The following is a 23048-nucleotide window of genomic DNA, read 5'->3' as shown; positions in this document are numbered from 1 at the left end:
GTTACAAGTCGTACCTACCCCGATTCCGCTGCCCCGCAACGCTTCAGGCCGGTCCGGCCTGGATCACGGCAGGTAGAGGCGTTCGTTGGGGAGGCGGGGGAGACCGATGGGGTGGCCGGGGAGGATGGTGGCGGCGTCGGGGTGGTGGTGGGTGCGCCATTCGTGGAGGAAGTGGTGGGCGGCGGTGTGGCAGGCGGCGTAGTCGAGGCGGAGGTCGTGGAGGTGGATGCTGAGGTGGAGGTCGGGTTCGTGGGGGCGGGGTGAGGTCATGGGCGGGGTCCGGTGATGGGGGTGCGCAGCCAGCCTGTGCGGGCGGTGCAGGCGCGGAGGGAGTCGAGGACGGTGAGTCCGGAGGGGCGGAAGGGGTTGTGGGGTAGGTGGATCCAGCGGCGGAAGTGTTCGCCGCGGTCGGTGGGGGAGGGGAGGGCGAGGGTGGCTCCGGGGCGGGTGATGGTGATGTCGAGGCGGAACATTTCGGTGAACAGGGCGGTGTCGTCGGGGAGGTCGGGGCGGATGAGGAAGGTCCAGCGGCCGGAGCGGGGGTGGGCGAGGACGGGGCCGGTGGCGGGGACGGCGTCGAGGCGGTGGCAGTGCTGGAGGTCTGCATGGACGGCGCGGCCGAGCGCGGACGGCATGACGAGTGCGGCGATGTGGTCGGCGCGGACGATGATTCGGCCGAGTTCGGGTGGGTCGATGCGGGCGGGGAGGTCACAGACGCGGCGGTAGAAGGCGCAGCGGGTGGGCGGGGTGTCGCCCAACGGGACGGGTGGTGTCGGGGCGGTCATGGGCGGGTTTCCGTCGTGTACTGGGCAGCAGTGGTGTAACGGGGGCAGTTGTGGCCGGCGTGGGCGGCCATCAGCTGGTGGGCGTGGGAGTGGCCGCGGACGGGGGTTCGGGAGTGGCAGTCGTCGGTGGAGTGTTGGCCGGGGAGGGTGCGCAGTCCGTCGGCGAGGCGGCGCAGGATGGCCGGATCGTCGGTGACGAAGGATGTTTCGGTGTGCCAGAGGCGCAGGGCTGCGGCGATGGCAGGGTTGGACGGTTCGCGCGTGGGCAAGGGCGGGAGCTCGGGACGCATGCGTGTACCTCGGTGCTTTCGGGTCGGGACAGTCGGCGCTCGGTCCAGTGGGTGCGGAAGCGAAGTGCTGATCGCGGGAGCGACCCGTACGCTGTCCTCCCCGCGTAGTGCCAGCTCACCACGGTGGCGCAGACAGGCCAATAACCTCGGTGAATACTCGAGGAAAGTTGCCCATAGCCGCTGAGCACCGATTACTGTGAATGCCTGGAAATTCACCGTGACAGAGGGAGGGCGTGTTCGATGTCGGGTTCATCAGCGGGTTCCACGGTTCCGCGTAGGCAGTTGGGGCGGCACCTACGCGAGTTGCGGACGGGGGCGGGATACACGATCGCCACGGCGGCGGAACTGATCCAGTGGAGCCCCAGCATGCTGCAGCGGGTGGAGAAAGGGCACGTGGACAAGGTCCGCGATGTGGATGTGCGGGAGCTGTGCCGGATCTACGATGCGGAACCGGATCTGGCGGAGGCGCTGATCGGGCTTGCGCGGCAGGCGAATACGGAGGAATGGTGGCATTCCTATGGGGATCTGATTCCGGAGAACTTCGATGTGTATGTGGGCCTCGAGACGGTCGCTACCAGTCTGACGGTCTACCAGTCCGAACTTGTGCCCGGAATGCTGCAAACCAGCGACTACGCGCGAACTCTGATCCGGACGGGGTATCCGAGTGGGCGCGAGGCAGAAGTCGACCGTCGTGTCCAACTCCGCATCAAACGGCAAGCGATGCTGAAACGGCCGGTGCGCCCGATCCGTTACGACGTGGTGCTACATGAAGCAGTATTGCGTCGGCTCATCGGATCGGGAGACATCATGAAAGCTCAGCTCAAAGCGCTGGCTGACGCGAGTACACGACCAAATCTGAACGTCCGCATCATGCCCTTCACCGCCGGGTATCCCACTGGGGAGCCGATCGGCTCCTTCACCATCCTGGAATTCGGTGTGGACGGAAAGGGAAATCCGGTCGAACCACCTGTTGTGTACCTGGAAGGCTTCACAGGCGACCTGTATGCAGACAAGCCGCTCACGGTGCGCCGGTACCGTGATGCGTACCAGGCCATCCAGCGGGCAGCTTTGGGTGACCAGGACAGCCGGAAAGCCTTCCGGGATCTTGCGAAGGAGTATGTATGAGCGTGGACATGTCTGAGGCTCGCTGGTTCAAGAGCAGTCGGAGTGGCGCCAGCAGAGAATGCGTCGAGGTTGCGCACCTGCGTGATGGTGTGGTCGGCGTCCGCGACTCCAAGAACCCGACGGGCCCGGCTCTGGCCTTCGCCCCGCGGGACTGGGACGCATTCACCCACGCGGTGCGCCGAGGCGATCTCTGACGCCCGGCCCGAATCGGCCCGCATTCCGTTGAGGAGCGCGGGCCGTCATTGCCGGTACACCACGTCGCTCACACCGTAGTTCCGGCAGTCGCCTTCTTTGGGGCTGGGTGCATACCACCGGCAACTGGTCGTGCAGCAGCCCATCAGTTGCCGGCGTGGCTATCCGTGGGCCAGTCCGTCATCCGGCGATTGCCGAGCTCGGATAGCAAGTCACCTGGTTATTTGGATTCGTGTTTCCTCGCCGAGGACCGTCGAAGCTCTGACCGGGTCGGATATGCGGGCGGCGAGTGTAGCGAGGGCGAGGTGTTCGGGAAGTGCTGCCGAGAACTTCAAACCCTGTACCGCGTTCGCGTCGACGGCGGGGAGCGATCGGTGCCGGGCCGCCCGAAGCTCGGCCAGCCTGGACCGGATATCGGTGACGGCCAGGTCTGGGTATAAGCGCAGGGATTCGGCAGTGATCTTCTGCCGTGCCGGTACCAGGTCGGTCGCCCACGCGGCGAGGGTGCGGTTGGCCTTGCTTCCTGCCCAGGTCCACCACCGCCAGTCGTCTCGCTGGTCGCGAATGATGACGAAGGCGTCGTCGGCGACATGGTCGCGGCGCAGGAGTCGCTGATCCGCGAGTGTGGCGGTGGCCCGCTTCGTGAGGGTTATTCCGGCAGGGACGGCGCCGAGCACGACAGCTCTGATTCCCCGGGTGATGTCGAACGATGATCCGTCGGGCGCGGAGCTCCATTTGGCACGGCCGCCGATATCGGTGGTTTCGACGTATACCTGCCGTCGTTTCCAGTCGATGTGGGTGACCTGCCACGACCGGCCGGCCAGAAGCAGGACCCGTGGCCCTTCGACCGGGTCGGTGAGGACGCTCGTTTCGACAGAGCCGACTTCCTGGCGCCCCGCGAACACGGTGAATACCGGGGCAGCGGTGAACACGGCGAGCAGGTCCATGAAATGCCGGCGACCGTAGTGCTGCTCGGCCTCGGAGCCGATGAAGGCGCTGCCGGCATCGTGCTCGAGAAACCCTTCGCTCAGCAGGTGGTCGAAAATCTCCTGACCGTCGGCGTCGAACAGCGGTAGCTCTCCCCATGCCTGCTGCCAGCCGCTGAGCGGCACTCGGCGGGTCTGCAAGGCTGCTGCCAGCAGTTGTTGGGCGGCGATATGCCTCGGTTCCGGGGTGGGCACAATGGGCTCGACCCAGCCCGAAGACCAGCACTGCAGCATCCCGAGTATGTCGAGGACGGATTGGTCGGTGATGCCCAGGAAGAGGCAGTTACGGGTGGTTCCGGGACGGCGTCCGGTGCGGCCGAGCCGTTGCAGGAACGACGAGACGGTTCGGGGGGCGTTGATCTGGATGACACGGTCCAGGTCGCCGACGTCGATGCCCAGTTCGAGGGTGGAGGTGGCGACGATGACGCAGTCGCGCGCCTCGGCGAACGCCTGTTCCGATTCCCGGCGCTCCGCGGCGGACAGCGACGAATGCGAGACGAACGTGGTGATCGCGCGCTGCCGGAGCTGGGCACCGAGTTCTTCGGCGAGACGGCGGGAATCGACGAACACCAAGCGCTTCTCACCTGCGTGCAGTGCAGCGATGACCTTGGCGGCGTTCTCGACACCGCCGACGGAATCGACGGTTATCTCCGGGGCGACGGCCCCTCCGGCTATCGCGGGCGATACGACCCGGCCGGGTCCGGTGGCCCCGCCCTGGAGCCAGCCGAGCAATTCGTCCGGGTTCCCGACCGTGGCGGACATGCCGACTCGCTGTAGCCGCCTGCCCAGCAGTGTTTCGAGCCGGGCGAGGACTGCGAGCAGATGCCAGCCGCGGTCGTCACCGGCGAATGCGTGGACTTCATCGACCACCACAGCGCGGAGCCCGTTGAGCAGTTCCCCGGCATCGACGCTTTCGGAGACGAGCATTGATTCCAGTGACTCCGGGGTGGTGAGCAGGATATCGGGCCGGTCGCGTTTGATGCGGCCGCGCACCGACTGACTCACGTCGCCGTGCCAGGTCATCGCCGATCGGCCGAGCCATTCGGCGTACTCGGCCAGTCGCGGCTGCAGGTTGTTGAGCAGGGCTTTGAGGGGGCAGATGTAGAGCACCGATATTCCGGTCCATCGCTCGGACTGCATGCGCGTGAGCAACGGGAACATCGCGGCCTCGGTCTTGCCGCCGGCGGTCGGTGCGAGCAGGATCGCGTCGGCCCCATCGAGGACCGGTGCGATCGCTTCGTCCTGGAGCGCACGCAGGCCGGGCCAGCCCAGTGTGTTGACGATATGGTGCTGCAGGGCGGGATCGAGCCGGTCGAATCCCGTCACCTAGAGCTCCACATCGTCGGCGCTGACCGCGGCGCGCTCGGTGTCGGTGAGTTCTGTTTTCGTGACGGTGAGCGCGTAATGCTGTCGCGGATCGAATTCGGAGAATTGGTCTACCCGGTCGAGAACGTCCAGGATCAGCTTCTTCAGGAAGAGCCTCGGTGAGATGCCTACTTGCCCACCGAGTTTTCCGGCGACGGCCGCGGCGAGGTCGCGGAGGTAGGTGTCGTCGACGAGTGTGCGGATCCGGTCGGGCGCGGTCGCTCCGTCTGCGTAGACCGTCCGGACACGCATCCCGACCTCGACCAGCCGGTCGAGGTCGAAACCGGCGAGCCGGATCTGTGGTGCGCGGGGGTTGTCGAAGCGGGCGTCGGTGGTGAAATCGGTGTGCAGCCGCTGCGCGAGTGGTGGCAGCGACTGGATGCCGAGCCGGCCGTCGAAGAATGCCGGTGTGCCGGTGATGAGCAGATACAGCCCTGGGTAGCGGCCGGAATCCAGTTCGTCGATCCACTGCCGGAGCGCGTTGAGTGCCTTGGCGCGACTATCGGAGCGCATGCGCTGCAGAGTTTCGACTTCATCGATCACCAGGAGTAGGCCGGGGTGTCGCGCACCTTCCAGAACCGCGAGCAAGCCTTGCAGGAAGCCCATCGCCAGGAAGTGATCGACGTCCTGACGCACCCCGGCCGCTCGTTTCGCGGCTGCCCCGACATGTGGCTGTCCGCCGAGCCACGCGACCAGTGCATCGGCTGTCGCGGTGTCCCCGTCGGCGAGTGCGGCGCGGTAGGCGCGCAGCACCATCGGATACACCGGGGTCGCCGAGGCGACAGTGGCGAGTCGCTGTTCGAGTAGTGCGTCGACCTGTTCGGCGGTGGCCTCGTCGGCGCCGGCCGCGGTGGCGGCGTCCTCCTCGACCCCGAACAGCCACGCGTCGAGTACATTGCGGAACGCCGACGGGGGGAATGCCGCGGTGCGCAGCGATTCGGTGGTGCGCCGATAGACGGTTTCGAGTTTGTGCAGCGGTGTTTCGAGTTCGCTGATCTGCACCTCGGCAACCGCCAGCCCACGACGCATCGCGCGCTGCTGCATCCAGCGGGCGAAGAACGTCTTACCGGAGCCGTAGTCGCCGCGCACGGCCTTGAACATGGATCCGCCGGCAGCGACGGCGTCGAGGTCTTCGTCGACGGTGGGTGCGAACCTGTCGATACCGACCGCGAGGACGTCGAGACTGCCGGAGGGGACGGTGCCCTGCCGTAGTGCCTGCAGGATCTCCCGTCGCCGGACCGGTGACAGCGCCGTCACGGCGCGACCCCGTACTGCTCGAACATCAATACGGATTCGAGTTCGACTTCCGCCCCGTTATCGGAGAGCACCACGACTCCGTCGGTATTCAGCACCTGCGCGAGAATCGCGATGGCAGAGCGGGCGCGGGTCGGTTTGACCTCGAGGATGTCCGCGGCCCGGCCGAACGGGAGACGGCCGTTGTTGTCGATCAGCTTCTGCAGCAGCAGGCTGATCACCGGCTTCTGGAACTTCGGTTTGAACAGCTGGTACTGCTGTTTGAAGAGCTCGCTGGCCAGCAGCTCGGCGACGCGGTCGCGGCCGCCCGGAACCGATCGGACGGGCTCGTCGGGCGCACCCAGGTCGAACAATGTGGCGCCCGGAGCGGTCGCTCTCGCAGGGGTGGCCGGTTTCGCGGGCGCGGCCGGTTTCGGTCGTGGTGCGGGTTTGCTCTCGGCATGGACCGGCGTCGGCTCGAGGGCCGGGCGGGCTTCTTTCCACCAGGCGGGTTGCGGGGGCGGTGCGATGTCGAGCCCGAGATGCTGTGGCACCGCACCGTTGACGAGGATCGTCACCGGTATCACCGCCTCGGCCGGTGCGGCACCGCCGTGGTAGCCGGCACGGAGACCGGTGTAGCGCACTTGTTCGTCCACGGCGAGGATCGCACGCTGGTTCGTGGAGAGCACCCGCTCACCGGTGACGAACAGCTCGTCGTCGTACGCTTCGCCCGAGCCGGGCCGGTAACGTGCGGAGATCTGTTGCCCGCGTTGGACACCGGCTTGTTCGCGGCGTTCGGCGACGTGCCCGTGATCACTCACCAGGACGACGGTCCGTCCGACAGCGGCCGCGGCGGTGAGCAGCGGGTCGAGGTGTTTGAAACTCGAGGTCCGCCAGGTCGTTCCGATCGGGTCGGAGCGGTCCAGCGCATCATCGATATCGTTGAGCACGCACGCGACCACCGGCCGGCCTTCGGTATCGCCGACCGCGTCGCGTACCGCGTCGGCGAGGGAGTGGGTGCGGGTGACGAGATCCATATCGGCCTTGTGGAACAGTGCCGGCCCGGAGGATTTGAACCCGTTGTACCGCAACCAGTTCGCGAATCCGATCCGCTCCTTGTCCTGACCACCCTCGGCGAGTGCCCCGGTGAGCAGCGAGCACCGCGAGAACCGGGTGACGGTCGGCAGCGCCGCCAGCGCGGCGTGGGGTCGTTCGGCACCGGCAAGCCGGCATTCCTGCCACTGCGGACGATGGCGACGCAGGGCATCGGCGACCACTTCGTTGGACACCGCCGCGCTCATGCCGTCCGCGATCACGAGCAGAACCGGCGAGAATTGCACGCCTCCTGACATCACGCCGCCGAGTCCGCCGGTCGGGCCGGAGGGCGGGACAGTGAGCGGTTTGACGATGCGGTTGAGAACGTCTTCGACACAGAGCAGATCGCCGGACGTCGGACGGTGCACGCCTTCGATGCGGAGTTGCTCCGCGAATGCGCGGTCCGCCTTTCCCCGCGCGGCGCGCACCGCGCTCACGATCCGATGGGCGGCCTCGGCGAGGCGCCGGTCGTCGGCCCCCACGAATGCATCGTTGACCGCATCGTCCACCCACGACAGGTCTTGCCGGTAGAAGGTCAGCCAGTCGGTGAGCCCGCCGGGTGACGGCCAGTCGAGGTCGCGACGGCGCAGCAGCCGGAGCGCGGCGGCGCCGACCCGCACATCGCGCGGGGCGTCCGGCGTTCCGTCGTGGGCGGCGCGATGCGCGACCACATCCGCCCAGGCGTTCTCGGCGGCGGCGAGATCGCCGGAATGAACGGCATCGGAGAGCGCCGTCGCGAAGTGCGCGATACGCGGGGCCAAAGCCATGGGCAGCACATCCGAACGGGCCACGAGCGGTTCGGCATGCAGCCGGCGTACGGCGTCCTCGGCCCGGCGCAGCACTCCATCGGGTACATCGGTGCCGGTCACCGCCAGCGCGGCGGCATTACCCCAGGCGGTGAGTTGCTGTTCGGTGAGCGTGTGCCCGCCGAGTTCGACCTCGAGCAGGGTGCGGACCTTGATCATGGTGTCGCGCGGGGCTGGGAGCGACGCATTGCTGTCGCCGAGCAGCGCGGCGACCAAGCCCAGCGGTACGAGACCGGCGGGCCCACCCGACCGCCATACAGTCACGAAGATCGGCCCCAGGGTGCCGAGCCGGTTGGCGATCCAGGTGTAGAACTGTTCGAGCAGCGCAGGATCGGTGTCCTGCCGCCACACCTCGAACCGTGCGGTCGCTGCCGCGTCCATCGACCACAGCGCGATGTGGTGCGGGGTGTATTCGGCGGGCCGCAGACCGAACTTCTGTCGCGACAGTTCCGCGAACAGGTGATCGTTGGTGAGCACGCCGCGGGGTGCGGGTTTCTGCACCTCGTCGAGGTCGCGCAGTGCCGCCCGGGCTGCGTCGTTGCTCAACGAGAGCAGATGGAACTCCTGCCGCGAGGCGCGAAACACCTCGCGCAGCGCCGGCCACGGATCCAGATTCGACAACCGCCCGGCGACGAGGTGTTCGAGAACTCCGACGGGCAGTTCGGCGGATGCGCAATCGGTGAGGATCACGACCCAGTCGATGCCGTCCCGATGCCGCTCGGTGAGCGCATCACGGACCGCGAGCACGCTCGGAGCGGTGCGCACCCGAACGGTTTGCCCGTCGTATTCGAACGTGTCGGCGCCGGGCCAGACCGGTACGGCCGCGATCGCGACCACGCCGCGCGGGTAGTTCTTCTTGCGGAGCTCGGCGATCTTGCTGCGCACCGCCGAGATATCCGCTTCGGGCAGGGCCGCTGCCGCGGTCACGGCTCGTTCCTGTCGATGGTGACCGTGAACGTCGCGTTCGGTTCGGCAGCGAGGAGTTCGAGCAGCCGGGCTTCGACGGCGGAGAATCCGCCTTTGCTGGTGACGGTGAAGGTGCGCGAGGACGGGGTGGGGGCAGGCCTGGGCTGTACGGGGGGAGCGGGTACAGGCGCGGGTTGCGGCTGCGGGGCCGGGCCTTGTTTGACTCCCGCCTCGAGCCAGGCGTTGCGTGCGTCGTCGGCGACGCGCAGTGCTTCCCCGAGCGGACGGGACAGTTCGTGGTCGGCGAATGTGGCAGTCAAGGCGGCGATGATCGAAGCCGCCTGGCGGCCGCGGTCGGTGTTGTCGGCGGCCGCAGCGCGCAGCAGGTCGAAACGTTGCAGGGGGAACCGGCTCACGACATCAGCGACAGCACCGGCGGTCGTGGCGCACTTCCCGGCTTCGAGGTCGGTGCCGGTGAGTGCGGTGCCGGCGATCGCGTCGACTACGGCGAGGTTGTCGAGGTGGTTCAGGCGTGCGTCGAGCATGGTGTTCAGCTCTCGCGCGAGAGTCAGGCGCTCGCCGGATTCCAGCCCGAGGTACTCGTACGCATAGGCGAGAACATCGATGAGCCGCGACCGGTCGGCCCGTCCGACAGCCGCGTGATCGCGCACCTGCTGGACGAACGCCGCGACATTGGTGGCGGTGAGATAGTCGTTGACAACGTTTCCGGTGAGCAGCTTCCACCGGCTGCATGCCCGCGTCCACTCCTGCCGGTCGGGCAGCGGTTCGAGGCGCAGCGTGGTACCGCGCCGGAACTCGCCGATTCCGGGTTCGTCGACGGGGGAGGAGTGCAGGAACCATGAGCGTTTACCTTGCGCCGCCCATGCGCCGGCCACCAGGTCGACCATATTGTCGGTCAACCCGCGCTTCGGTCCGCTCGCGGCGATCGCGCTGCGCAATTCCTCGATGGGAACGTCCGAGGCTTCGTCGATGCCGGCGCGGGACAACTCTTGCGTGATGCGGTTACGCCACGTCGCGAAATGTTCGGGACCGGCCAGCAGATGGGTGTCGTTGGTGCGGGCGATGCCGAGCGATTCGACGATCCGCCGCACGATCTCGCGTTCGCTGCGCTCGAGCGCGACCCGGCCGTCCACCACCGCCTGTGCATCCCGCAACCGGGCGAGTGCGATGTTCAGTTGACGCGGCGTGATGAGCTGATCGGCCGGGGTGAACTCCGGGTGGTCCGGGTAGAGCGCCGTGAAAGCGTCGTCGATCAGCCGGTTCGCGGCTTCGCCCAGATCGTGGCCGATGGGCGGTTGGACGGCGAATCCCGCGTGCAGGGAGCGCAGTGGCGGTTGGGTCTCGGGGAACTTCGCGCCGGCAGCGACACCGTAGGCCACTTGGATGGCGGTGCCGAGCTGCCCCCGCACCTGCGTCTGCTGTTGCTGCAGGATCGACCGTGCGGCCGCGCGGTCGGCGTCGGACAGCTCGTTGGCGTAGGAGGCCCACCTGTCACCGGCGAGCACATAGTTGAGGATAACCAGACGCCCGAGCTGGCGATTCACCTTGTCGCTGAAGAAGTTCGGCAACCAGACCACGGTGAACCGGTTCTGGCCGGTACGCAGCAGCTCGTCGATCCGGTCGTGGTCTTCGCCGGTGGTATGGCCGGGATCGTCGAACGGCAGGTCGACGATCAGCCGGAGCGCGCCTTCGGCGGAGGGCCGGAACGCCTCGTCCGGCAGATAGCCGTGGTCGCGGACATTGCCGAACACCACCTCCACCTGACGTTGCGTACCGCGCCAGATCCGCTGCCGCAGTAGCGCATTGTCGACCGTGTGCTCGGCGCCGAGCACACCGAGCTGCTCGGCGAGCAATTCGCGCATGAGTTCGCGCCGGCGACCGTCGGTGTCCTCGGCCTGTGCGCGGCGCACGATCCGCTCGTAGTCCACGGATTCGAGGGTTACCGAGATGATCGGGTTGGCGTCGGCGGTGACGGCCAGTTCCGGGATCTCCGCCGCCCACTGTTTGACTTTGCCGGTGATCTGCCCGAGCTGATCGTTGGGGACGAGGCTGATGACGCTGCCGTGGTTGAGCGAGGCCAAGCGCGACGCATCGATCTGCTTGAGCGCGGGCACATTCGGTGCGACCGCGGACATGAGCAGGGTCTTGGCGATACGAATATCCGCCCGCAGCCCGGGCGGCACGTCCTTGTCCAGGGTGGATTCCGCGACGTCGGCGTTGCGGAACAGCAGCGGCCGCAGTTTGTCGGTCCACAACGAGCGCGCGGTTTTGAACGTGTGCGCGGCGGCGTCGTTGATGGGTGTCGCGTTGGCACTGTCGATGATGTAGTCGAACGCCTCACCGACCGGGATCACATTGTCGATGGTGAGCCGGTCGGCATTGTCCTCGAGCATCTGCTGCATCACCTTCAGCGCGGTACGTTCGCGCTGCATCTGCCCGGACAGCTCGCGCAGGGTCGCGATGAGAGCCGGGGAGAACGGATAGGTGAGCTTGAACGCGTCGGCGTCGGACCCCCGATGCCGATCGTCGGTGTTGACGCCGTCGAGCAGCACATCCCACACCTGGGGGCTGCGGTCCAGCCGCGCGAAAGCGGCCTCCAGCGCGGCCTGCGCCTCGGCATCACGAGACTGCAGCAGGCGTTTGTGCGCGATATAGGGCAGGTTCTCGTCGCCGAGGGTGACCAACCCGAATCGGCCTTCCTGGTGCGCGAAGGCGCGTTCGACGGCCTGCTGGATGGCGCCGGCATCGGGCCCGCTCGCGACCCACTGCGCGAGATTGTGCTGGCGCGCGACGAACGAGATCACCGGTACCGCGAGCCGCCCGCGGCTGGTCTCGACCAGTTTGGTGATCTTCTGGACCTCGGCGTTGAACCGTTCCCGCTCGGTGATGAGGAACGTCAGCCACAGCACCAGCTCGTCCAGCATGAGAACCACGCCGTTGTACTCGAGCGATTTCGCGTGATCGGCGATCACCGCCAGGCCGTCCTCGAGGGGAAGCCAGTCGGTATTTCGCGAATAGCTGGTGAAATACGTGGATACCAGCGCCTGCTGCAGGCGCGCCCGCTCGGCCGGGTCGGCGCCGGGCGCGCTCGCGGTGGCGTAGGTGTCCGGTGTCCACGCAGTACCGGCCTGGCCGAGCGCGGACCAGTCGACCGTGGTGCTCGCCCGCGCTGTGCCCGCCGCGTTGAGGGCGGCGAAGAATTTCTCGTCACCTACTTCCCGGCGCCGGTTGTCGGCATCTTCGAACAACCCGCCCGCGGAATGCAGCACGGGCGGCAGCCCATCCGGACGCGCGGCGGTGATCTGCCGCAGGTACTGATCGAACAGCGCCGATTCGACGGAGTCGGCGTCGAGGAAATGGAAGGTCAGGCGCAGCAGGTTCGCCTTGTTCACCGCGGGGTGTTCGGCGACGATCGGCTGCAGTTCCGGCACCGACAACGCCTTCGGGGCGTGCCCGAGGATGCCGTGCAGCATCGCCATGAAATGCGATTTACCGGAACCGAACGAACCGTGCAGGAACGCGGCCTTGTTCTCGCCGGTGCGTAGCGCTTCCTCCACCACTCCCAGCGCCGAATCGAACGCTTCGGTGAGGGCGGGGGTGACGACGTAGGAATCGACGGTCGCCGCGAGATGATCCGCACCGACCGAATCGGACAGCCGCAGCACATAGTCGTTGGTGCCGTGCGATTCCGGGATATCGAAAGTCTCCCGCAGGGTGCGCGCGGACGCGGAGGCGCCGGGGAACACTACTGGCCTGCCTTTCGGGTTGCTGGGTTACGGGCGCGGGTCTTCTTCTCGGGCCGCCATGCCGAAAGATCCTGCACCGGCACACCGACAGCCGCGGATTTCTCGGCGAGCTGGCTGCTCAGATACTCGGCGAGATCGACGCCGAGGTTCGGATCGACACCGGAATGCCACTGCTTCACCCACGGCAGCACCTCGGCGATTCCGGCGACCACGGGCACGAGCGATGCCAGCGGCATACCCTCGGATTCCCGCCACGCGTAGATGGTGGCGAGGGCCAAGCCTTGCTGGGCGTGATTCCAGCCGGCCCAGCCGAGCAGGGGGGTGGGGTCGGTATCTCGGCCGACATCCGGGTAGGCGATGAACCGTTCCTTCGGGACATCGAGCTTTCCGCGGTGCGACCAGTAAGCGGTCTTGAGGAAATCGGCGCTGGTGTACTTCGGGGGGACCGGGATATCGGTGGCCTTGATCAGGCCGGCGTCTTCGTCGCGCTGCATATCCCACACCTGCTCCCACTCGGCGCGTTTACGCAGGCCGGAGTCCTTGTATCGGAGGGCGGCGAGGTAGGGGACGGCCTGGTCGGAGAGCAGTTTCACCAGCGTGGCGGCAACTGGGGCATCCTTCTGCCCGGCCCACAGGTCCAGGGCTTCGATGAACTCAGGTTCTTTCTCGAAGTGCCCCGCGAGTTCACTGACAGACCGGGGAAGGGGTGTTCCCTGCTGGGTGGACCAAAACCTTTCGTCTTCGAGCCTGTCGAGCAGCCAATCCTTCAGTGCAAGCTGGAGTTTTGTATCCCAAGGTTCTACGGCCCAGCGACGCTTGTATTCGGGGCGCTCCAGGAGACGGATATGAGGATTGGCTTCGATAGCGGCGAGGCGTTTGTCGACCAGAGCACGGTAGTCGGCGGGCCAGTTGTCGGGCATCTGGCTTGTTGGTGTGGAACCGTGCCGGATGAACCATTCGGATTCAGAGTCTCCTGCTGCACGCTTCCGGGCTAGAGCGATCTCGAAGGCGCGCTGTCCCAAAGAAATGCCCGGGGCGCCGCCGACAGGGAGGGTGAGGTGCTCATTGGCGAGGCCGTAGTGGAAGTAGAGCTGCCAGTCGAGTTCTTCTTGCTCAGCGATCATCTGAGCGCGGATCTGCGTATACCTAGTTCGAGCCTTATCGATCACAGTGCGTGTGGCGCCATTTGATTTTATTGCCGCTTCTGGATCCTGCGCTGAGAGTTGTCGTGCAAGGGTATCTAGAGTGCGGGCGCGATCTAGAGGAGATTCCATCGTCAAAGGGAAGTCCTGGAGAGTGGTACCTGTGAACTCAAAGAAGCGTTCCCAGGCGTATCGTCCAGTAGAGCGCTGACCTGCACGATTTCCTTTATCCTGACTGTTCTGCTTGAGCCAGAAGCATGCGGTCGAGCTGTTTAGTACTCCCAACAATCGCAAGTGATCGTCCTCGCTCGCTCCCTCAGGCAACTTGATTACTGGCGCGGAGCGATTGAACACCTTGTCGCCCCGGTCAAGTACGAAATGGTTGTGGGTTGCGACGAAGGCGAATGTGATGGACAGTGGAGTGCGGAGCTTGCGTGAGTAGCTTTCGAGATGAACCCACCAGGGGAGTGAGCGTTCGGCCAGTGACTTCTCAAAAATCTTTCTGGCTGCCAAGAGAGTTCGAAGCGGCCATAGGAATGCGATCAACGGCGCTTCGGGTCCTACTGGATTTGAATTTGCTGAATCCAAATATGGGTTGAGGGTATACGTGCTCTCTGCGATCGTGTAGTCGCGAACATCTTCCCCTGCCACGAAATGCCGGAACGGGAGACTGGACCTATTTCGACGGTAAGTTGCGGGAGGATAGAGCCACCCGCCGTCTTCGCCGACTACCGTTGTCCGCCCTATCTCGGCAGTGATTGCGCCGAGGGTGCTCTGCATTGCGAGATCAATGGCTGAAAGCGTTTCAACAGCGCCTCCACCGCTGAGGCTCCAAGGGTGTCGGCGTAGGTTGTCACGAGGAAGATCTGTGATTGAAACCCACTCGTCCTCATATCCGTGCTCGTCGATGTGTTCGACCAAGGACCTCCATACCAAGCCGTTCGCGGGCTCCTCCGGTGGAGCTGGCTCACCTTTGATCCCGAGGACCGCTCGAACGGTGTTATGCCTTATGTCCCGGTTTCGTCCGGCGAGAATAACCGTCGGTGTGCCGTGCCCGGGAATGAATGTGCCCGAAGTATCGGCGACCAGCCGCAAATCCTTCCGTGCGAAGAACTCTTCGATCAATGGCACTCCGAATTCGCGCTTCATGAATGAATTCGAGGTGATTTGCCCGATCCAGCCAGCGCGCTCCCCGGGCTTGGCGAGGTCGAAGAATTTCTCCATAAATGGCACGGTAAGCGGGTAATTTCCCTTGCAGTAATGGTATATCTCTCGGTATCGTTTGTTCAGAGCTCTGTCGTTTACGGAGATGTACGGTGGATTTCCTACCACCACGTCGTACTGTTCGGGAGACAGGATGCGGCGCAAAATCACCGCATTTTCGGTGCTGTAATTAAAACCCGAAGCTGCAGCGTCCTTGTCGAATGCTACGTCGCCGAAATCGAGCGCTTCCTTGCCTCCTCTTTCCGGGCCGTGCAGTAGCGAGTCGCCTGCCGCGAGATTGAGGGTGAACTTCGGACAATTCATCAGAGAAATTTCTCCGCATGCCTTCATTGCCGCGACGATCAGACGGAATTTTGCAATTGCTACGGCGAATGGGTTGAGGTCCACGCCGTATATCGATGAAAGGGCGCTGTCAACGCGCGTGCGTAGTTCAACGGATGGCGCGTACTGATGCCACTGTCCCACGAGTCGAGCGAATGCGCCGAGTAGGAAGTGACCTGATCCACAGGTGGGGTCGATCAGCTTGAATCCTTCGAGCGGCCGATCCTTCAGTGCGGGTTCGAGGGTCTGGTCGAGGATGAACTCCTCCACGAACTCCGGCGTCTGCAGCAGCGCGTACTTCTTCTTCGCGAAGTCCGACAGATCCTGGTAGAGGTCTCCGAGGAACCGTGTGGACAGCGAGTCGTCCCGGAACGACCACACCAGCTCGCCCGAATTGTCGGTCTGCCGCCAGAATCCGAGCAGCTGCTGCACCGAATCGGAAGAAGGGGCAATGATATTCAACGCAGCATGCTCGTCGACCAATGCCTGAGTCGCCGGATTGCTCCGCAAGGCATCGAACGACCGCTCGAGCCACTCCCGGTACGAGGAATCTTGATGTTCCCGGTAAAAGGCGTTCTCTGCGTCCACCGCACGCTGCCGCAGCAGCGGGGTCGGACCCGCGATCCACACTGCTGTGTCACCTAGCAGCAGGTTGTCCTCGCAGAACCGCACGAACACCGAGGTGAGCAGCCAGCCGACGGCGGCCTGGGTGAGCTGATCCTCTGACCAATCCGTCCAGGAAGTCGCGGTGCGCTGCTCGCTCACGGCTTTCCTGTGAGTTGTACGCCATTCTTCGAGCTGTACCGGGTCGGCGTTGAGGCGCTCGCGCATGTCATCGACGAGGAGTTTCAGTTGTGGCTTGAGGGCAGCTGTCAGCTGGCCCCCGGCGATCGTGGCCAATGCCATCAGGCAGGCTCCTTCATGGTCGAATCAGCGCTGTGCGCGGCAGAGCTGAGCAGCGCTGCCACCTCTCTATCGTCGATCTGCGCGAATTGTTCCGGGCTGTTGATCGGCAATCGGGTGCCGTCGACCTTCGAACCCGGGCGGCCGCCCGCCTCGTCTCGTTGCGGGACCACAACCCACACCGCGTGCGGGGGTGGGGTGGTGAGGTCGGTCCAGCGGCCGAGAACGTCGATCTGCCCGTATGCGGTGAGCGTCGAGAGGTCGGTGAGGACGACCGGGCCGGGGGCGGTATCGACGGCCTCGAGCAGCGTCGGGATGGCCTGCGCGACGAAACCTTTGAGTCCTTCGCGATCGGCCGCCGCGCCGGCGTCGGCGGCGAGGATCGTATTCCAGTCGATACCGGCGGTGGCGGCCTTCGAGCGCAGCGTGTTCAGGAGCAGGTCGGTCACGTCGATGCGGAGGGCGCCGAACTTGCCGACCAACGCTTCGGCGAAATCGTCCGAGGTGCCCAGCGGAACCCCGAGCGCCCGGAACGTGCGTTCCTGTTTGCTGGACTCGAGCAGGTACTCCACATCCGAGATCCCGTGCTCGCGCCGAATCGGAACGGGTGTAGGAGTGTGCCGGGTCGGTACATAGGACGCCGCCGCCTGTTCCACCGTGAACTTGTACTTGCCGAGCGCTTCGCTCCAGTGCATGTCCGGCACTACCGCCTGCACCAGCAGATCGAGGTCCGGCCGTCGCGGCAGAGCCTTGACCAGTGCGGGGAATCGTGCCGCGAGCCGGGACTCCAGCTCGGACCGGCCGAACACATCGCTGGAGGACAGGCCACGAAGTAGGATCCGCAGCGCTTCGTCGATCGGCATGGACCGCGCATGCAGCTCGTCGCCGGAAGTCAACGCCACCTGCGTCGATGCCGCCGCCGCGATACGCAGCAGAGTATGCGCGGGAATCTCCACATCGTCGACGTCGAGACCGAGCGCGGTCGCCGCGGCCTCGCGCAACACCGGTCCACAGTCGCCCGGTGACACCAGCTGCGAGCCTTGCGTTTGCGCCTCATCCACCAGCTTCTCGGCCTGCCCCGCGAGCACCGCGGGCAGTTTGCGGGACACCGCGGGCGTCGAGATCATCGCGACGGTCCCGGATCCTTGCCGGCGCACCATATTCACCGCGGGCGGGCCCGCCTCCGCGGTGTCGGCATCGGCCCGGGGCGGTGAAGCGAGCAGCAAGCGCAGCACGCCCAGCGCGATGCGCTGTGGATCGCCTGCGTCGTCGGCGGGGAACGCGCCGGCGAGTTCACGGGCCAGGAGGTCCGGAGTCGAGGCCCCGCCCGAGGATTCGAGCCGGCCGACCATCCGCCGATACAGGTTGGCGACGGTTGCCTCGAGCTGTGGCTTTTTCGCCCACAGCGTGGGGAGTTCCCCGAATATCTGTGCGATACGAGCCGCCGTAACCCCGGCCAGCGGTGCCAGCACCTGGTAGGTGACGAAGGGATCGTCGGGGCTTTTCGTATGGGTGCCCAGCATCAGCTCGACAATCTGCCTGCGCATGGCCGACGGCTTCGTCGCGGCGGCGCGCGCGAACATATCGGCGAGTTCCGGCAGGGAGATATCGGTTCCGGCCGACTCTGGGATCGGCGTCGGAACCGGTGCGGGCGCATGCTTCTTCGGCTGCGGTGCGGGCTCGGCCAGGGCAACCGGTTCGGCCGCCGCCGCGGTGAACACCCCGCCCCACGCGGTACGCATCGCGGCGGCGGTATCGAAACGTTTCCTGACATCCCGGGCGAGCGCTGTTCGGAAGAACGCGGCCAGCGCTTCGGCCCGGGTCGCGCTCATACCCGCCGAGGTGAAGTCTTCGGCCGTGACGGTGACATCCTCGTCGAGGACACGCGGATCGCTCATGCCGTCGCCGTAGACGGGGGTGCTAGCGGTCGCCATCTCGTAGAGCACCACCGCGGCCGAATACCGTTCGGCCGCCGAATCATAGGCGGTGCGGATACCGGTACCCAGGAACGGATCCCGGTAGGGCGGAGTGCCCGCGTCGACCTGTTCGACCGGGGCACGCGACAGCGAGAAATCGAACAGCGCCAGCCGCGCCTTCGCCTTCGCCTTACCCTCCGGCTTGGCCAGGCCGAGATTGGACGGTTTGAGGTCGCGATGGGTGATGCCCGCCGCATCCAGCGCGACCACCACGTCGAGCAGTTCCCTACCCCATACGCGCAGCTGCGTTTCGCCGAGCGGGGTGTAGCGCACGACGTCGGCGAGGGTCTGCTCACCGCAATTGCTCAGCAACAGCGCGGCGCGGTGCGCCAGTGCGATAGGCCCCTCGATCAATTCGACGACACCAGGCACCGGCGGTGACAGCCGGGCGAGTTCGGTGAGCACCTGTGCTTCGTCGTGCAGCCGGGTGGTGGCGGCATCGTCCAACCCGACCTTGAGCACGCGGAGCCGGTCGTCGTTCTCCCGGTCGGTAACCAGTACACCGCGCGCGGTGGAACCGGCGCCCAGCACCCGCACCACATCGAATCGGCCGGCGAGCAGCGAACCGGGCGCCGGATTCAGCGGATCGACCTCGGGGGCGGTGGACTCGGCCAGCCGCTGGTGCCGGTACTCGGAGAGCGCCACCACGAACTGCTGCGCATCGAACTGCGGGCGACCCGTCTTGCGGTCGGTCTTCATCCGCTTCGACACCGACGGCTCCGTGGCCTGCAGCACCAGCGCGCGCAACGTTTCGTCGATGAACCCCGCGTCGGACGCCGCGAGGTCCAGGCCGTGCTCCTGGCGCAAACGTTCCAGCAGCGCGGCGCGATCACGGGCCGGTGCCTGCCCACCGGACAGCAAGTAGTAGGCCAGCGCGCCCAGCGAGAACACATCGAGCGCCAGCCGGTCGGCGTCCGGCGCCCACCTGTCCTCCGGCGCCTGGTACACGGCGTCGACCGGTGCGCTACCGGGCAGGGTCGGTGTGCGGATCATCGTCGGCGTGCGGGTATCGCCGGTGTGTACGCGGCCGGCCCACGACCAGTCGCCCAGCCGTACCCGCACCTCACCCCGGTCGAGCGCCTCGGTATGGAGCAGGACCGTACTGGGCCCCAGACCGCGATGCGCCACATGGTTGCGGTGCGCGTAGGCAACAGCTTCGGCGATCTGGGTGAGGACCTGCAACTGCTGTTCCGCGGTCAGAGTGTGGGTGGCTAGCAGCAGGTCGAGGGGTTCATAGCCGGGAAGGTCGCGGTAGACGAGGACCGTATTGCCGTCGTCGTCCTGCACCAGATCGTGCGGAGCGACGATCGCCTCATGCCGCAACGCGGAGAGAAGGGAGAACTCCCGCTGCATCCGGCGATGCGCCGCGGCCCGCGCCTGCGCCGGCGTGCCGGGATTGAACGAGACGACGCGAGCGCGACCGGGCTCGCCGGTGCCCTTGTGGGTCGCCGACCACTCCTGCCAATCGTCGCCGCTGGCCAGCGGCGTGCCCGTGATGGTCCACGACCCCGCGTCACGCTCGGTGCGGCGGGCGATCCCCAGGTTCCGCAACGCCAACGCGATGATGACCGACAGGTCTTCGGTCACCCGTCGCGTATCGGTGGGGGGTTCGAGCAGTCGTGTCGATAGCCCGGGCAACCCCGTTTCGTCCTCGAACCCGTCGGGTCCGAACAGCCCCGATTTCGCGAGCTCGGGCATGTCGACCTTGAACGGCGAGCCGTGCAGGAACACCGACTCCTGCACGAACGGCAGCGCACGCCGCACCTTCTCCCCATCGAGGCCGTTCTCCAGCGCGACCTTGCGCGCCTCCTCCTCGATACGGGTCGCGAGCCGCTGCGCCTTGCGGCGAGTGAGCAGCAGCGGTGACCGCTGCGTCCGGGGCCGACCACCGGGCGTGGACCGCACCCAGCTCGTCTCACTACCCCGCAGCACACCGGTGTAATGCTTGAGCTCGATCAAATGGAGTCGGCGTCGGCCGAGGACCAGGGCGTCGATCTCATGCCACTGGCCGTGGTTGTCCATGAACTCGAAGTTGGTCCACGCGCGGTACGGGGACGCCTTCGGGACAACGTACCGAAGCATCGACAAACCGTCCGCTTCATGCGGAAACGCCGACTTGGATACCTCGATCCACCGGTCGTCGTTGTGTGCCACGTCACCACCTACCGCTTGGTTCCCCCGCGGCCGGATGCGGGTCGCGTACTTGGTCGGTCAACGTTACCAATGGCCGGGCAACGTCGAGTGGTGACCGTCCGACCTGTCCGGCCCGTACTCTGCGGTCGGACCACGACCGGCGGCCACTCATCTGTACAAGTCGTCCTGTACTGCCCGGCTTTGCCGCGACGATGTCGGACTGCTGTGGCATCGTCGACATCCGCGGCTCGGTTCCCTGGATGGGGATGGCACAGATGTATCACCGGATGAAGTCCCGCGGATATAGCGATGACCTCCGCGCACGGATCTACGACCCGCATGTCCGGGAGCTGAACGAGTACGTCGACGAGCTGACGGCGCGGAAGCCGGGCAAATTCGTCCCGCACATTTCTCCTGAGTTCGGCGGATCCGCGGCGCGGTTGCTGTTGCTGACCCTGTCGCCGGGGGAGAAAACGAGACTTGACCTGCCCGGCGGCTCCGGATTGCTATCGGTCGAGAACTGCGATCCAGCCGCATCGCGGATCGCTGAGGCACTCGATCATGCCCGGATCGACCGGGCGGCTTGTGTGAGCTGGAATATCTACCCGTGGTACGAGAAGGGGCTCGGCGAGCTGAAACCCAGCCTGCGAGAGCCATATCTACTCGAAGGGGTCGATCTTGTGATCCAAGTGATCGCGCGCTTGCCGCAACTCCAGGCCGTGTTCGTGTTCGGTGACGTGCCCAACCGCGGATGGGATCTATTCCGACAGTCGTATCCCAGAACAGCGCGCAGCCTGAAACACTTCTCGCACCGCAGTACCGGACCGAGTGGTTACCGTGGCTCGGTCGAACAGCAGAAGGTATGGCGGCAACAACTGTTCGTCGAGATGGTCAGGGCTGAGAGGGTCATCAGGGACTGATGTCGCTGGTTTCGAAGTGGACGCTGGTTGGGGTGGTGAGCAATGGATAACCGGCTCGTCCAGACCGCCGTTCTGGGCGGCCCGTCCTCCGATTCGCCCCTTTATCTACCGCCGGAACTTCTTGCCGCGATGGCATTTCGCAGGCGCTACCGCAACCGCCGGTACTACTGCGGGCGACTACTCGGCGGCTGCGGATGGGAACTGAACAACAAGCTCTACCGGGATCGTGCCTGCCATTTCGCACACCTGCCGGGTGGACCGGAATGCGGCCGTATCCGCTCAGGGGAAGACAGCGCCGACCACCTGTTCATGCACCGGGCGTTGACCGGTGCGCTACGCGAGCACGGGGCGAAGCAGCGGTTCGAGGGAACGTTCAGTGACGGCGAATGCACAGACCTGCTGGTATCCAATGTTGGCGACGCCTGGACGGTACGGATTCAACTTGTGGATTTGCCGTTCGATCAGTTTTCGGCGCTCGACGACGAGTTACGAGGAGCGCTGGGCCGGTTCGATTGGATGGTTGGTCCCGAGGCCGACAGGACCGCGCGGATACTCGTAAACCGGGACGGCTACGTCGTCCGCATCCGGTGTGGCGAGGAGGAGGGCGAACGCGTTGTCCGACTGGGGATCCAGGAGCGGGCCGCCGAGGATATCGAGTGGTATCGGCTCGCCGACTGCCGGATCGAGGACAACGGAGTGGTCCGTCCGCCGACGCCCGCCCCAGCCCCGACAGAACCAATCGGTGTCGACCATGCTCGCGTGCTGGCGATTGTCGTTGCGCTCCGCAAGGCGTGCCGATCCGATGATGCCGAGCTGGCAATCGAGCTCATCACTCAGCACGCGGATGTTATCGCGTTGGTCGAACAGCCAGGGCTCGAGCGGGAACGACGGGTGCTGACCGAGATCAACGCCTGGGCGTTCGCGCATCATAGGGCGATCAACAGTGTGGCGGACGGTCCGGCGTACGTGCTCTCCAAAAAGGCCCGGCGAAAATTGCAGGCAGAGTTGAACCGGCTGCGCGAGTCGGTTCAGCGTCGGCGACCCGATGATCGCATCTGAAGATTCCGGTGTTACAGAAGATTGGCGGCGTATGGAGGGAGGGGATCCATGACGGGCACGCCGGCCGCCCAAGGCTTTGACGCTGAAACTGCGATAGTCACAGATCGGCGAATCCACGCGGTTTCCGCTGGCCGGCCAGCGATTCCGGAGACAGTTGATGTCGATCTGGGATCTCCTGCTACTTGCCTGGCGCTCGTGCTGGTGTGTATCACATTGGCGCTGTTCCGGACGGCGATGGTCGTTGACCGGGTGGTGCCGCGCTGTAAGGCTCGGCCAGCCGCAGGAGCGGACTTCAAGTGTCCGGCTGCTCTACATGGCCCTGGTCGACAGACCGCGCTGCCACCAGTCGATCATCTCGCCCCTGCCGGCCATGTCGTCGATGAGATGCGCGGCGCTTTCTACCTGGGCACCGGACTGGTCACAGAATGCCCACAGCCGTTGAGCCGCTCGATGGTACTGGTGGATCAGCGCATCGACCTCGAATGCGTCCGCCTGCCCGGCGCGGAATCCGTCCAACGCCCGGCCGACGTGCTCGACCAGCTCGCCGAGATGCGCTTCGTGATACGCCGCTACACGATCCCGTGCAGCCTTTCGCTCCGCCTTCGACGCCACCCGGATAACGCTACCGCCCACCGGCCCGAGCCAGGGCCGGCATTCGAGCTCGATGGACTGGCGTTGACGCTGTGCGCGCCCGGAGGCGGGCAGGCGTGCTCCCGCTTCAGTGAACCGCCCCCGAACAGGGCGGTCGCTGGAGGGCGTCTACGTCGAGCCGCTCGTCGACCTGAAGCTGAGCGGATTCAACGCCCGGCTGAAGTAGGTC

Annotated in this window: 14 protein-coding genes; 4 read left to right on the top strand and 10 right to left on the bottom strand. The window is 65.8% G+C overall.

What is annotated here, in order from left to right; genetic code table 11:
• Positions 1-63: 63 nt before the first annotated feature.
• The 3 genes from IEY68_RS31690 to IEY68_RS31680 are packed head-to-tail and all read right to left on the bottom strand — an operon-like array spanning position 64 to position 1075.
• Positions 64-270 (bottom strand): hypothetical protein, encoded by a 207-nt coding sequence (locus tag IEY68_RS31690; RefSeq protein ID WP_189094609.1) that lies wholly within the window; start codon positions 268-270, stop codon positions 64-66.
• On the bottom strand, positions 267-785 hold the full coding sequence (locus IEY68_RS31685; RefSeq protein WP_063000534.1) for a hypothetical protein: 519 nt from the start codon (positions 783-785) through the stop codon (positions 267-269). Before IEY68_RS31685 ends, IEY68_RS31690 begins: the two co-directional genes overlap by 4 nt.
• Positions 782-1075, bottom strand: coding sequence for a hypothetical protein (locus tag IEY68_RS31680; RefSeq protein WP_063000535.1), 294 nt, complete (start codon positions 1073-1075; stop codon positions 782-784). Before IEY68_RS31680 ends, IEY68_RS31685 begins: the two co-directional genes overlap by 4 nt.
• Positions 1076-1315: 240 nt before the next feature.
• Here IEY68_RS31680 and IEY68_RS31675 point away from each other — a divergent pair, with 240 nt between their 5' ends.
• Complete coding sequence (locus IEY68_RS31675) at positions 1316-2200, top strand: helix-turn-helix domain-containing protein (RefSeq protein ID WP_063000537.1); 885 nt, start codon at positions 1316-1318, stop codon at positions 2198-2200.
• Positions 2197-2394, top strand: a complete 198-nt coding sequence (locus IEY68_RS31670) for a DUF397 domain-containing protein (RefSeq protein WP_063000538.1) — start codon at positions 2197-2199, stop codon at positions 2392-2394. Before IEY68_RS31675 ends, IEY68_RS31670 begins: the two co-directional genes overlap by 4 nt.
• 210 nt (positions 2395-2604) lie before the next feature.
• Here IEY68_RS31670 and IEY68_RS31665 read toward each other — a convergent pair whose 3' ends face one another.
• From IEY68_RS31665 to IEY68_RS31640, 6 genes are read right to left on the bottom strand one after another with little or no spacing between them, the layout of a single operon-like run.
• Positions 2605-4704, bottom strand: a complete 2100-nt coding sequence (locus IEY68_RS31665) for a DEAD/DEAH box helicase (protein WP_063000540.1) — start codon at positions 4702-4704, stop codon at positions 2605-2607.
• On the bottom strand, positions 4705-6000 hold the full coding sequence (gene brxD, locus IEY68_RS31660) for a BREX system ATP-binding protein BrxD (protein WP_063000542.1): 1296 nt from the start codon (positions 5998-6000) through the stop codon (positions 4705-4707).
• Positions 5997-8804: a BREX-2 system phosphatase PglZ gene (gene pglZ / locus IEY68_RS31655; RefSeq protein ID WP_063000544.1), complete on the bottom strand. Its 2808-nt coding sequence runs from the start codon at positions 8802-8804 to the stop codon at positions 5997-5999. The genes brxD and pglZ overlap by 4 nt, the downstream gene beginning before the upstream one ends.
• A complete protein-coding gene (locus tag IEY68_RS31650) occupies positions 8801-12550 on the bottom strand; it encodes a DUF6079 family protein (RefSeq protein WP_063000546.1) in 3750 nt (1249 codons plus the stop codon). The genes pglZ and IEY68_RS31650 overlap by 4 nt, the downstream gene beginning before the upstream one ends.
• Complete coding sequence (gene pglX, locus IEY68_RS31645) at positions 12550-16143, bottom strand: BREX-2 system adenine-specific DNA-methyltransferase PglX (protein WP_063000547.1); 3594 nt, start codon at positions 16141-16143, stop codon at positions 12550-12552. The genes IEY68_RS31650 and pglX overlap by 1 nt, the downstream gene beginning before the upstream one ends.
• On the bottom strand, positions 16143-20198 hold the full coding sequence (locus tag IEY68_RS31640) for a protein kinase domain-containing protein (protein ID WP_189094608.1): 4056 nt from the start codon (positions 20196-20198) through the stop codon (positions 16143-16145). The genes pglX and IEY68_RS31640 overlap by 1 nt, the downstream gene beginning before the upstream one ends.
• 317 nt (positions 20199-20515) lie before the next feature.
• On the opposite strand from IEY68_RS31640, the gene IEY68_RS31635 reads away from it, so the two are divergent.
• The gene (locus IEY68_RS31635; protein WP_063000551.1) at positions 20516-21169 is read left to right on the top strand and encodes a uracil-DNA glycosylase family protein; all 654 of its coding nucleotides are present in this window, start codon (positions 20516-20518) and stop codon (positions 21167-21169) included.
• 309 nt (positions 21170-21478) lie between these two features.
• On the top strand, positions 21479-22228 hold the full coding sequence (locus IEY68_RS31630; protein ID WP_189094607.1) for a hypothetical protein: 750 nt from the start codon (positions 21479-21481) through the stop codon (positions 22226-22228).
• Positions 22229-22537: 309 nt separating this feature from the next.
• Here the strand turns inward: IEY68_RS31630 and IEY68_RS31625 are convergent, their stop codons facing one another.
• The gene (locus IEY68_RS31625) at positions 22538-22840 is read right to left on the bottom strand and encodes a hypothetical protein (protein ID WP_063000588.1); all 303 of its coding nucleotides are present in this window, start codon (positions 22838-22840) and stop codon (positions 22538-22540) included.
• Between the last annotated feature and the right edge of the window lie 208 nt (positions 22841-23048).

The organism is Nocardia jinanensis (genome assembly GCF_014645735.1).
GTDB lineage: Bacteria > Actinomycetota > Actinomycetes > Mycobacteriales > Mycobacteriaceae > Nocardia > Nocardia jinanensis.
The sequence above is the reverse complement of the archived record's forward strand: the minus strand, read 5'-3'. Positions and strand labels throughout refer to the sequence as shown.